Genomic DNA, 11,754 nt, shown 5'->3' with positions numbered 1-11,754 from the left:
TGCCACTGCCAGCGTCATCTGCTTCATCGTCTGGTTCTGCCTTTCCCGTCGAATTTCCTACCTATAACGCTTCGCGTCCCTTAGCGGTGGACTTATTCAGCTTTGCCTTAGTGCGGAAAGTTGCCCGACGCGCCGTGAAAGGCGGGGCAGAGTGCGTACGCTTATGCGCATCGGGAGGAAGGGCTTGGACGACCGCTGTAGCCTGGGAGCCACCATCTGCCCATCCGATCAGCGGAAGGCAGAGATGGGTCGGTTTTGCCTCTGGCGCCCGCGCACCCATGCGCGGATGGGCCTACGTCGGATCCGGCCATTTTTAGACTCTCGCCACCGCCCGCCTCACCCACGCCGCGTGCCGCGGGGACTATCGCGCCTCGGTCGATTCGCGCCCGAACTCGCGGATCACCGGGTTGCCAAGGATGGCATCCCTCCCCGCCTCGATCAGGCGATCGACGTCCCTCTCGGGCAGACGAAGTCTGGTCGGCACATCGTTCAGACTTGCAGCACGCTCCTTGTCGAGGGCTTCAAACGAGATCCGCGTGACGAAGAATTCGACTTCATTGCACCGCCAGCCTGGCTGGCGTGCAGCGATCTCCTGCTGCCGGGATTGCTGCATGCCACACCGATACGCCACGAGGTCGTCGCGCCACTGCTGCATCATGGGAACGAAGGCGTCATAGCTCATTCGGACGTTGGTCCCCATTGCCGCGTCGATGGCCGCGCTTGCGACTTCGATTCCGGATGGGCCAGCCTGGCTTTGGTTCCAATCGCCGCGTGGGCCCTGACCGGCGTCAACAACGATGAAAAGTAGCCGCCGCACATTGATCGCGTCGTTCTCGCTCATGGGACCGTAAGCCGTGCCCAGCAGCAGGCGCGATTGCAAAATGGTGGCCAAGCCGTAGTTGTCGGTCACTCCGCCGTCGACCAGCTTGATGTACTTTCCCTTCGAAGTGTCCCGGAGACCGCGAACGGCGTTTGCCAACGCGCCAAACAGCAGCGATTGCCCAGGCGCCTGGGCCTTGTCAAGGTCCGGCAGCGGTGCACTGCAAGCCTCGGGATGCTTTTGAAGGACGATCGGTGCGAAGAAGAGCGGGACCGCCATGGATGCGGCGACGGCCTCGGAAACGGGAAAGCTCGCAAGATCACTGCAAAGCGCATCGAATGCCTGCTGGCTGAACGGGAATGCGACCCGGTAGTAGACGTTCGTGGCGTTGATCCAGACGATTGGCTTGCCGCGGCGGAACATGTCGGCGTACGTCGCGCCCTTGAACACGTCTTCGTCGAGCCATGTCCTGAGATCTTCCCGATCGTTGATCCCCCCCGCGAAGAGGCGCGCAAGGTTGACCGGATTCAGGAGACTGAAGCGAAGTCCCGCCTCTCCGTCCTTCAAGAGCACCGATCGAAAGGTCGCCAGGCTGGCCTTGCCGTGCAGACCGTAGTACGCAGCGGTGATGGAGCCTCCGGACACGCTGCTAATGAATGCGACGTCGTCGAGCAAAGACGCGCCCCCTTGACCTCTCATGGCGTCGAGCCCCTGCAGCGCACCGAAGGCGAAGGCTGCGGCTCGCGTGCCACCGCCAGAGAACGACATGGCGACGGTTGTCTGGCCGGCGACGTCGGCGGCTTCGCGCATGGCCGCGGATGCGCTGCCAGCCGCGGCCTGAGGCAGATTGCGCGGAGCATTGTGAGAAAGCGACCCGCAGGCACTGAGTCCCGCAAGTAGAATCAGCATCAGAGTGCGGTAGGCCCTGCCGCAGGCTTCGCATAGCGACATAGAGTGCGTATATGTGCTGGCTGACATACTTCGGTATTCGTTCGCGTGCGTGTGCGTGCCCCGGGGCTCAAGACCTCCGAACCGCTCAGCAAGCGTCGGCGCGGCTATGCGCGGTTATCGTCGCGACAGATGTTCCTGTCCAACGATGGGACGAGCGTATACATGTGGTACGCGTTGGTTCCGAATTAGTCCAGTGGCGCGGCCTGTCGACGGATACTTTTGGAGGTACGAACATTCGGAAGACATTCTGTAAGCCTTTACAAACGTCCGACGCAGGAGTCCGGATCGATTCGCTTGATCGCCTGTGCCGCACGGCGGCGTGTGCCCTGTGGTGAACAGCCTTCGACGCCATGGCCCACCTCGCGCATGTCCAGGGACGTGTACCAATCACCAGTAGCGAGACAACACGGGCGCCCACAGAGCCTGCCCCGAGGGCGTCAGGCCGCTTCCCGAGCGACAGCGAGATAGCCGTGGATCTGCGACACAACCGCGGCGCCTTCGCCCACCGCAGTGGCCACGCGCTTGGTCGAGCCGGAGCGGACATCGCCGATGGCGAAGACGCCCGACACGCAGGTTTCCAGCGTATTGGACTGCAGCCCGGCGTCTATGCCGGTCAGCACGAACCCCTTGGCATCTACCCCCACATCGCAGCCGTCCAGCCACGATGTGTTCGGCTGCGCGCCAGTAAACAGGAACACGTGTTGCACCCGCATCGTCATCTGCTTGCCCATATTGCAATCACGCAGGGTTACGCCTGTCAGCCGCGTATCGCCTTCGAGGTCCACCACTTCGGTGCGGGCATGGACCGTGATGTTGCGCTGCGCGGCGATGCGGTCGACCAGGTAGCGCGACATGCTGGTGTCGAGGCTATCGCCGCGAATCACAACGTGGACGTGCGCGACATGGGCGCCCAGGAACACGGCGGCCTGGCCAGCGGAATTGCCGCCACCCACCAGCATGACTTCCCGCCTGGCGCAGAGCTTGGCTTCCACCGGCGACGCCCAGTAGTAGATGCCACTCCCTTCAAACTCGGCCCGGCGCGGAATCGGCGGCCGACGGTATGCAGCGCCGCTGGCGATGATGACGGTACGCGCCTGGATCGTATCGCCAGCCCGCGTACGCAACTGGTGTACTGCGCCGCAATCGAGCCGTTCGATTTCCGTGGGAAAGGCGATGTGCGCGCCGAACTTCTGCGCCTGCGCATAAGCATTGGTGGTAAGCGCATGGCCCGAAATGCCGGCGGGAAATCCCAGGTAGTTCTCGATGCGCGCGCTGGCACCGGCCTGACCGCCCGGCGACAACGCATCGAGCACGATCACGCGCAACCCTTCCGACGCCGCATAGACCGCCGCCGCCAGCCCGGCCGGGCCCGCGCCGATGATCGCCACATCATAGATCCGGCTGCCATCGATATGCGGCAGCAACCCCAGGCACGACAGCACCTGCGTGGTATCGGGACGGCGCAGCACCGTGCCATTGGGGTCGATGACGAGCGGCAGATCGTCATCGGTGGCATCGAACTTGCCGGGCATCTCCGCCGCTTCGGCATTGGCGTCGATATCAACCACCGAGTACGGATAGTTGTTACGCCGCAGGAGCGCCTGCAGGCCTAACATGACCGGATCGCTCCCGCGGCCGATCAGCGTCGGCCCGCGTCCACGCTGGATCAGCGCCGTGCGGCGCAGCATCATCGCCTGCATGATCAACTCGCCGAGCGCGGCCTCGACCACCATCAGCGCGCGCAAGCACGCCGGGCGCACAACGATGGCGCGCACATCCTCGATGGCGATGCCGTCGACGAGTTCGGGCGTGCCGGAAAGCTGGCCGATTTCGGCCAGAAAATTGCCGGGCCCGTGCTCGGAGGCCAGAGCGCTGTCACCGATGCCATCGCGCTGCACGACGCGCACACGCCCTTCGATGACGAGGATCATGCCATGGGCCGGATCCCCGGTACGTACCACGTACTCGCCGGCCTGCCAGGTCTGTTCCCGGCCATAGGGCGCGATGCGCGCGATATCGGCGGCAGATAAGTGCGGATACATCTGCCGCTGGTGCAAGACTACGACGGCCGGGGCTGCATCCGGCACGGCACCGGATGCATCGGCGGACGACTTGTGTTGGGCGGAGATGTCCATGGCGGATGGATGTGGTGGTCTGCCTTGCGTGCAAGCGCAGTCCAGTCCTCGAAACGCAGTCATGCATCGGGCGTGCCGTGACAAGACTTGCGTATAGGAGGCGCGTCGGAACGGAGGGGCGAAGCATCGCTAGCCGCATGCGGCAAATGCGGCGATCGCCTTCTTGACGTCACTCGAGATTGGCCTTGTCGAGCCCGAACGCCTTGTCGGACGAACCAGGCACCATGCGGAACGCCACGTTCAGGCGATTCCAGGTATAGGTATTGATCGCCCCCACGAGGAAGGTGAGGTCCGAAAGTGCCTTCTCGCTGTACTGGGTGCGCACGCGCTCAAAGATATCGTCGGGCACGCCGTTGGCGGGAAGTCTGGTCAGCACCTCGGTCCGGGCGAGCGCGGCGCGTTCGCGCGGCGAGAACAGCGTCGACTCGCGCCAGGTCGCCACATGATGCAGGCGCAATTCGCGCTCGACGTGGATCTTCGCCATCTTGATATGCATGTCGACGCAGAACGCGCAGCCATAGAGCTGCGATGCGCGAATCTCGACGAGTTCGCGAATGGGCGCTTCGATCGTGGTCTTCTGGAACAGCGCGCCGAACTCCATGAGCTTCTTGGTCAGTTCGGAGGACTGCTGGAAGTAGTTAAGGCGTTGCATCAAGATTCTCCGCTGGCAGTTGACTAAAACTTGAGCTCACCGAGGCTGCGCGGCTTAATTCGCCTTGGGGTCGGCTTGGACGGAATATTACGCTTCGACAGAACACGCGGTAGTGCTCTCGCGGTACCCACTCTGTTGTCGCATCGGCACCAATCGCAGCGCTTTTTATGGTGCAACATTCGCTCAACCGTCCTGGTAATGCGCGAATGCGCCAACAACGCAATCTACCCCTGCTAGGGTCATGACTGATGTGAAGTCGCGACACTCAAGCACAAAAACGCAACGGTCGGTCGTCGTCGCCAGCGCTGCAGCGTGATAGCCATATACGGATCAAGTGCATGGGACCAACAAATCCTATCGTGACGAGGGGTCGCCATATTCTGGCGACCCGGGGCGGAGGCTTCTGCCTGTACGTCTCGCCTCTCGAGAGCCGATGGAACCGACAACCGGACCATTCGCCCCCCCCTCCAACGGGAGACGAAGCGAAGGCCACAAGCAACTACATTGGCCTTACCCGTTACTGCTGTACCACCCATGAAAGGTATTAGTCCCATGAAACCCGATTCCGTGCTGCCGCAACCCGCCTTCCCTGAAATCACTCGCCGCCAGATGCTGGTCCTTGGCACCGGTGCTGCAGTGACTGCGGCCCTACCCTCCACTGCTCCCGCTGCCACCCGCATGCCGAATAGCGCAGCCTCCTCGCACGAAAACCTCGCCATGCGCTACGTGACCACCAGGGACGGTGTCCAGATCTTCTACAAGGACTGGGGTCCTGCGAATGCGACGCCCATCGTCTTCTCGCACGGATGGCCGCTGAGTTCCGACGACTGGGATGCCCAGATGCTCTTTTTCCTCTCCAATGGCTACCGCGTCATCGCCCATGACCGGCGAGGCCACGGCCGCTCCTCGCAGGTCTGGGACGGGCACGACATGGACCACTACGCCGATGACCTGGACGCCGTGGTGACTCATCTCGACCTCAAGGGCGCCATCCACGTCGGCCATTCCACCGGCGGCGGTGAGGTTGTGCGCTACCTGGCGCGCCACGGCGAGAAGCGAGTCTCGAAAGCCTGTCTGATCGCGGCGGTGCCACCGCTCATGATGAAGACGGCGTCCAATCCGGGGGGACTTCCGAAGAGCGTGTTCGACGACCTGCAACGGCAGACCGCCACTAACCGGGCCCAGTTCTTTCGGGACCTCCCCGCAGGGCCGTTCTACGGCTTCAACAGGCCGGGCGCGAAACCCCAGGAAGGCATTATCCAGAACTGGTGGCGGCAAGGGATGACGGGTAGCGCGAAGGCGCACTACGACGGCATCGTCGAGTTCTCGCAGACCGACTTCACCGAGGACCTGAAGAAGATCAACCTGCCTGTACTGGTGATGCACGGCGACGACGACCAGATCGTGCCCTACGCCGACGCCGGGCCGCTGTCGGCCAGACTCCTGAAGAACGGCACGCTGAAGACCTACAAGGGCTTCCCGCACGGCATGCCGACGACGCAGGCGGCGGTCATCAATGCGGACCTCCGGGCTTTCATCAAGGCCTGACTCGCCCAGATCGGAAAGAACTGCTGGTCCGCTTCGAAGCGGACCAGCGATCGGAGCTCCTGACCATTGGCGCTCCATTCAGGGAGAAGCTGCCATGAGCGCAGTGCTTGCCTACCTGCTCGTCGCCTTCTGCAGCATGTCGGCCGCCGCCTTCTTCGCATATGGCGCCGACACTTTCATGATTGCGATCGTAGCCGCCCACCTCGGCATGTTCCACGGCATGCTGTAGCAGCCTCGGCGAACGCAGGAGGCTCCCAGGCGGGATGGTCCCGTGCGCGGCATCAGTATGTTCATCCCCCCGAGCAGCCTCCCGGTCCCCTTCAAGCACCGATTCTCGGACGTAGGGCAGCGATCGTGCTGCCATGTCTGGTGGCGATCATCCTCGGCACTGCCGGCGTCGGTCTCTGGCGCTATGTTGGCGCCGGACGGCTGGCCAGCTACGCCGAACGCGCCGTGGTGTTCGGCGATTCGGACCTGCATTTGCCCCCTGCCATTGCTGGCAACACAGGGCGAATCCGGGTGGTGCATTTCTGGGATCCCGATTGCACGTGCGACAAGGAGATGGACGCGCATCTGAACTTCGTCAAGTGGCGCCATGGACATGGCCGCGTTTCGGGCGGGAGGCAAGTGGCTGCTTGGCGGTATCACTCTCGCAATCGTTCTGGCAGTCTTCCTCCGTGAGACTGGACGACGGGCGCGCTCGACAAACTGAGAGTCGGAAACTCCTCTACCCCTTCCTATGATCCCGGCCCCTCAATGACCGAAACTCGCCGGCTAACCGACATGCTGCCGGGCGACGCCGAACGTCCCAGATGGGTCTCGTCTGCCGCCCTTCGCTCGCGACTGCAATGCAAAACCTGCCAAGAGCGTTGCGTCGGCGTCTACGGGGGCTCGCCTGGACTGCATCGTCTTCACGGGCCGGCCTGGCGCGTCTTGCAAGCATACGGACGCACCACCGGCACTCAACCGGTCCGCAGTAAAACGGCGTAACGGGAAGTGACGGCAGGTTTCCTGCCGTGGCGCTATCGCTTCACAGGCGTGGCGAGCGGCGCCAGCAAGTCCTCGAAGAAATAGGCCGCCAGTTGGTGACGGCCTTCAAGCTTTGCCTTGGCGTACACGTTGGCGGCATGCTGGCGCACCGTCTTGGCCCCGCTCTCGCGCACGCGCGCGACCTCCTCGAGCGAAAGGCCCTTCACCAGCAACAGGGCAACGTCCTTCTCGGCGGGGGTCAGGCTCCACGCATCGAACTGGTCCTGCATCGATTGCAGGAAGTTCCTGGTCGACTGTTGTGCGCCCTCGTTGCGCTCGATCAACGCGCGCGCCGAAGCATCCGCCGACTTCTTCAGCGCCTCAAACGCATGGGAGGCCTGCTTCCGGTCGCGAATGACCAGATACAGGATAGAGATGAATGCAGCAGTGGCAGCAGCTTCCGTCACCCAGTGGTAGGCCGGAACCGCGGACACGGCAAGCTGGTAAAGATCCCAGGCCTGGTAGACCGGGAACACGGCCAGGAGAAGTGGAAATTTGATCGTCATAGCACTTGCCCGACAGCAGCCGATGGGCACAAAGGCAGCCCAACGTGCCGAGATAGGCGACAAATGTAACTGATTCTCACTTAATCCGATAGACCCGGAATGGGGGAGGTATCCACTGAATATGCCTTATACAGCATTTTAAGGTCGCGGGACATTTGTCCCATGCCTCAAAAGAGGCGGTATTAAAGCGACGCTCAGCCCTGACAAATGTCCTAGAGCCACGGAACAACTGCCCGGCAGCGCGGCAAGCAATCCCCCAATCGCAAATGGTTCGCATTAGCCTTCACAAGCCCGCTCGGGAACCCGAGGGGCATTGCCAGAAGCCAGCGCCCGCCAACGGCGCTGATCCATCCACTCATTTCTGTTCCGGTCTCTCGTTCCTATGCCTCGCCCCGCCCGCCCCGGCTTCGTGCCGCGTCCGCATGCTCTCGCCGCCCTGGCCTCCGCGCTGCTCGCCGGCTTACCCACTGCCGCGCGCGCACAGGCGACAGCTACCCCCAATGCCGAGCATGTGCTGCCGGCGGTGACGGCCACGCAGGCAAGACTTGGCAGCCTGAACGACACGGCGACAACGGGCACGAAAACTGACACGCCGCTGCGCGACATCCCGGCAGCTATCACCGTCATCCCAGAAGAACTGCTGCGCGAACAGGGCGCAGTCGACCTCAACTACGCACTGCAGAACTCCGCCGGTGTACAGCCTCAACTGGCCGGCGGCTATGGCTTCGCAAACAATTACACGATCCGTGGTCTCGCCATGCGCTTCCTGCGCGACGGATATCCGGATGGGCCAAGCCAGAACGGCTACTACCGCACGATGTATGACGTGGAGCGACTCGAAGTCCTCAAGGGCCCTGGTTCAGCCTTGTACGGTTCCGGACAGCCTGGCGGCACGGTGAATATTGTGACCAAGCCGCCGCGCTCGACGTTCGGCGCAGAGGTGGGCGCCTTCGGCGGCAGCTTCGGCACCTGGGGAACCTATGTGGACGTGGGCGGCCCCGTCGCGCCGAACCTCAGCACGCGCCTGATCGCCGATGTTGAGAAGAGCGATGGATACCGGGGGCTGTCACGCGACATCAAGGAGATCTCACCATCGCTCAGCTGGGCCTACGATAACAACAAGACGCTGACGCTCGACTACGACCATCGCGACATCAGGATCGTGCCGGACAACTACGGCATCATCTTCAACAACCAGGGGAAGATTGCCGGGGCACCTCGCGACTCGCGCTATTACAGCCCGTTCAACGACACGCGGCAGATCGTCGATCGCGTCACGGTCAGCCATGACTGGCGCATCGACCCGGCGCTGACCATGCGCACGGCCTTCATCTATGACGAGCGCTCGCTCGACATGACGCGCAACGCCGGCGGCAACGGCGGTAACGCGCTGAACCAGATGACCGGGCGAACCGCGCGCACGCAGGCCGACGACGGCCACTTCATCCTGGCGCAAAACGAACTGACCTGGAAGACGCGCACCGGCCCCGTCGACCACACGGTGCTGTTCGGGCTCGAATATACGGATACGCATATCGATACGGTGCGTACTGGCTACAACCTGCCAAACATCCTGAACATCAATGCGCCTGTCGTTCCGGAAACCACGCTGGCCGGATTGTCGCCGGTCGTCTCCCAGGGCTTCAACCGGGTCTTGAAGCAGGAGGACTTTGGTGTCTACCTGCAGGACCAGATGGCGTTTGGCGAACACTTCAAGATCCGCGGTGCCGTGCGCACGGACCATGTGAAGTTCAGCGACACGGGCACGCAGGCCGGCACCTTCCGCACTATTGGCGATTCCCAGAACCTGACGGCCGGCTCCCTTGGTGCCGTCTGGCAGCCGACCCGGTCGCTTTCGTTCTATACGGGCGTGTCGACGAGCAAGTTCATCAACGTCTCAACCGAGCCGGCGGCATTGACCACCCAACCCGAAAGCTCACTGTTGAAGGAAATCGGGGTCAAGGCCGACTGGCTCGATGGCCGCCTGCAGACCAACGTGGCACTGTTTGACACCGAACGCAAGAACTACTACATCACGCTGCCGGGCGCTCTGAGCCCAACCCCGGATGGCCGCGATCATAGCCGCGGTCTCGAAATCGAACTCACGGCGCAGCCAGTCGCCGGCTGGACAGTACTGGCGAACTTTGCCTGGCAGGACGTCGAAGTGAAATCCAACGCGCTTGCCTCCAACGCTGCGATGGGTGTGACCAATCGCAGCATCGCCGGCACGCGTCCACCGGGCGTGGCTCGCACCGGTGGTCGACTGTGGACCACCTATGACTTCCAGCAGCAGGCGCTCCATGGCTGGGGTGTCGGGTTCGGCGTGACCTACAAGGGCGACAGCTTTGCCGACAGCCTGAACCTCTACCGCGTTCCGTCGTATGTCGTATTCGACGCCGCCGTCTACTACCGTCAGAAAACGTGGGACGTAACCCTGAACCTGAAGAACCTGACGGACAAGACCTACTATGTCTCGCCCACGTTCGTCGGGGCGTTGCCCGGCGACACGCGCAGCGCGATGTTGACCGCCCGCTACCGATTCCAGTGAGGACGCAATGACCATTCAACCATCTCGACTTTGCAGGGCCATCCTGTTCGTTGCCGGCCTTGCGCTGATGGCGCCCGCCGAGGCGCACTATCTTTGGCTGCAGCAGAACAAGGATGGCGGACACTTGTACTTCGGCGAGTACGAGGAAGGGCTCAGGGAGCGTTCGCCTGGGCGGCTCGACGAAATGCCCGGCCCGGAACTGCGAGCCTTCGGCCGCGACGGCACGAAGGTAGATGTGCCGGCAAAGCGGACTGCCGATGGATTCAACTTCGGCGTGCCGGCCACCACGTCAACAGTGCTGGCCACAGAAGCCGGCTACGCGGTGAAGGACTGGTCTCGCTTCCACATCGGCGTAGTGAAGCCCATGTTCTATGCGCGCCTCATCGGTCCGGAAGCTCGGAGCAGCGCATCCGCCGATAGCTTGCCGCTCGACATTGTGCCAACGGGAAAGCCCGGTGAATTCAGCGTTCTCTTTGATCGCACGCCTCTTCCGGATACGGAGGTACGCATCGTCGCGCCAAACGCCTGGGTCCGCGAAGTGAAGTCCGACAAGGAGGGCAAGCTGCACGTCTCGCTGCCATGGAAGGGCCAGTACATCCTGCACGCCATTCACCTCGAGAAGCGACCCGGGACGTTCAACGGCGCACAGTACGAAGCCATCCGTCACCGCACAACGACGTCGGTGACAGTTCGCACCGGGGCGCCGACCACCGTGCCGGATAATTGGCAATCGTCTGTAACGAATTGAAAGACTGCATGGGGTGAGTCAGCCGGGGGATTTTGTTATGGTTACGAACAATATTGCACGACCCCGGTTGTACCCATCGCCGCGTGCCCGGCCAAAGTTACGTGCTTACATCGCTTCACGAACTCGGACAATGAAGGAACCGCTGCCTGGTAGCCCTCTGCGTGGTCACCCTGTCCCCTCACCTGCCTCAGACCCGCAATACAAGCGCGACACGGCAACGCGCAGTGACCCTGATGGCCCGCTCAAGGATCTCCTTGCCCGAAGCAATCTTCCGCAGACCGAAGCGCGACTGATGGTCTTGAGAATCCTGCACGACAATCCGGACCGCCACATGTTGGCAGAGCGCATGTGCGCAGCACTGGTCAGGCGCGACGCAACAGCGGCGATCTCTACGTTCAGGACAGCGATCTACGACCTCAACAATGCGAGGGTGTTGTCGCGCGTGCTTGTGCCGCTCAACGCCAATCGCACTCAAACGTTGTATGAAATTGCGGACAACCCGAGGCACCGGCACCTCTACTGCACCGTATGCCGAACGATCTTTGAGGTCTGCGATGCCGTGATGGAGCAACAGATCGCGCATCAGTTCGCGCTTGCCGGTCTGAAGTCAGCCAACTTTGATCTGGCGCGTGTCGGCAAGTGTCTGGCTTGTAGCGAAGCGAACCTGACGCGTCGCTAGTGTCCTGAGTTGGAAGCTCGTTATAGAAATAAGTCTGTCGAGAAGGCGTGCGAGCCTAGGAGTGAAGCGCAGCAAGGCTGGAGCCTTGCGAGCATTCGCGACGACGGATCGTGCGCCTTATCGGCAGACTTATGCAAC

General features: G+C 62.4%; 10 protein-coding genes. 6 read left to right on the top strand and 4 right to left on the bottom strand.

What is annotated here, in order from left to right:
• Positions 1 to 361 precede the first annotated feature (361 nt).
• The 3 genes from KHO22_RS32080 to KHO22_RS32070 form a co-directional block, all read right to left on the bottom strand.
• Positions 362 to 1,630, bottom strand: coding sequence for a patatin-like phospholipase family protein (locus KHO22_RS32080; RefSeq protein ID WP_211951219.1), 1,269 nt, complete (start codon positions 1,628 to 1,630; stop codon positions 362 to 364).
• Between the two features lie 578 nt (positions 1,631 to 2,208).
• Positions 2,209 to 3,906, bottom strand: coding sequence for an FAD-dependent oxidoreductase (locus tag KHO22_RS32075; RefSeq protein WP_211951218.1), 1,698 nt, complete (start codon positions 3,904 to 3,906; stop codon positions 2,209 to 2,211).
• A gap of 169 nt (positions 3,907 to 4,075) precedes the next feature.
• Positions 4,076 to 4,561, bottom strand: coding sequence for a carboxymuconolactone decarboxylase family protein (locus KHO22_RS32070; protein ID WP_211951217.1), 486 nt, complete (start codon positions 4,559 to 4,561; stop codon positions 4,076 to 4,078).
• 714 nt (positions 4,562 to 5,275) lie between these two features.
• Between KHO22_RS32070 and KHO22_RS32065 the strand changes: the two genes are divergently transcribed.
• The 3 genes from KHO22_RS32065 (at position 5,276) to KHO22_RS32060 (ending at position 6,787) form a co-directional block, all read left to right on the top strand.
• The gene (locus KHO22_RS32065; RefSeq protein WP_211951220.1) at positions 5,276 to 6,106 is read left to right on the top strand and encodes an alpha/beta fold hydrolase; all 831 of its coding nucleotides are present in this window, start codon (positions 5,276 to 5,278) and stop codon (positions 6,104 to 6,106) included.
• A 94-nt stretch (positions 6,107 to 6,200) separates the two neighbouring features.
• On the top strand, positions 6,201 to 6,335 hold the full coding sequence (locus KHO22_RS32765) for a hypothetical protein (RefSeq protein WP_268914553.1): 135 nt from the start codon (positions 6,201 to 6,203) through the stop codon (positions 6,333 to 6,335).
• A gap of 140 nt (positions 6,336 to 6,475) precedes the next feature.
• Complete coding sequence (locus tag KHO22_RS32060) at positions 6,476 to 6,787, top strand: hypothetical protein (RefSeq protein WP_211951216.1); 312 nt, start codon at positions 6,476 to 6,478, stop codon at positions 6,785 to 6,787.
• A gap of 341 nt (positions 6,788 to 7,128) precedes the next feature.
• Here the strand turns inward: KHO22_RS32060 and KHO22_RS32055 are convergent, their stop codons facing one another.
• Positions 7,129 to 7,641 carry a helix-turn-helix transcriptional regulator gene (locus tag KHO22_RS32055; RefSeq protein WP_211951215.1) on the bottom strand — a complete coding sequence of 171 codons (513 nt, stop codon included), beginning with the start codon at positions 7,639 to 7,641 and terminating at the stop codon, positions 7,129 to 7,131.
• Positions 7,642 to 8,023: 382 nt separating this feature from the next.
• On the opposite strand from KHO22_RS32055, the gene KHO22_RS32050 reads away from it, so the two are divergent.
• The 3 genes from KHO22_RS32050 to KHO22_RS32040 all read left to right on the top strand — a co-directional run bounded on the left by KHO22_RS32050 (position 8,024) and on the right by KHO22_RS32040 (position 11,616).
• On the top strand, positions 8,024 to 10,189 hold the full coding sequence (locus KHO22_RS32050; RefSeq protein WP_211951214.1) for a TonB-dependent receptor: 2,166 nt from the start codon (positions 8,024 to 8,026) through the stop codon (positions 10,187 to 10,189).
• A 7-nt stretch (positions 10,190 to 10,196) separates the two neighbouring features.
• Positions 10,197 to 10,937 (top strand): hypothetical protein, encoded by a 741-nt coding sequence (locus tag KHO22_RS32045; protein WP_211951213.1) that lies wholly within the window; start codon positions 10,197 to 10,199, stop codon positions 10,935 to 10,937.
• Positions 10,938 to 11,067: 130 nt separating this feature from the next.
• Positions 11,068 to 11,616, top strand: coding sequence for a transcriptional repressor (locus tag KHO22_RS32040; RefSeq protein ID WP_211951212.1), 549 nt, complete (start codon positions 11,068 to 11,070; stop codon positions 11,614 to 11,616).
• The last annotated feature ends 138 nt before the right edge of the window (positions 11,617 to 11,754 follow it).

The sequence above is a fragment of the Cupriavidus yeoncheonensis genome (genome assembly GCF_905397275.1).
In the GTDB taxonomy this organism is placed as follows: domain Bacteria; phylum Pseudomonadota; class Gammaproteobacteria; order Burkholderiales; family Burkholderiaceae; genus Cupriavidus; species Cupriavidus yeoncheonensis.
The sequence above is the reverse complement of the archived record's forward strand: the minus strand, read 5'-3'. Positions and strand labels throughout refer to the sequence as shown.

Bases quoted from the DNA above. Each gene is read 5' to 3' on its own strand.
- KHO22_RS32040 (WP_211951212.1), top strand. From the start codon at position 11,068: ATGAAGGAACCGCTGCCTGGTAGCCCTCTGCGTGGTCACCCTGTCCCC.
- KHO22_RS32055 (WP_211951215.1), bottom strand. From the start codon at position 7,641: ATGACGATCAAATTTCCACTTCTCCTGGCCGTGTTCCCGGTCTACCAG.
- KHO22_RS32765 (WP_268914553.1), top strand. From the start codon at position 6,201: ATGAGCGCAGTGCTTGCCTACCTGCTCGTCGCCTTCTGCAGCATGTCG.
- KHO22_RS32065 (WP_211951220.1), top strand. From the start codon at position 5,276: ATGCGCTACGTGACCACCAGGGACGGTGTCCAGATCTTCTACAAGGAC.
- KHO22_RS32080 (WP_211951219.1), bottom strand. From the start codon at position 1,630: ATGCGCGAAGCCGCCGACGTCGCCGGCCAGACAACCGTCGCCATGTCG.
- KHO22_RS32045 (WP_211951213.1), top strand. From the start codon at position 10,197: ATGACCATTCAACCATCTCGACTTTGCAGGGCCATCCTGTTCGTTGCC.
- KHO22_RS32075 (WP_211951218.1), bottom strand. From the start codon at position 3,906: ATGGACATCTCCGCCCAACACAAGTCGTCCGCCGATGCATCCGGTGCC.
- KHO22_RS32050 (WP_211951214.1), top strand. From the start codon at position 8,024: ATGCCTCGCCCCGCCCGCCCCGGCTTCGTGCCGCGTCCGCATGCTCTC.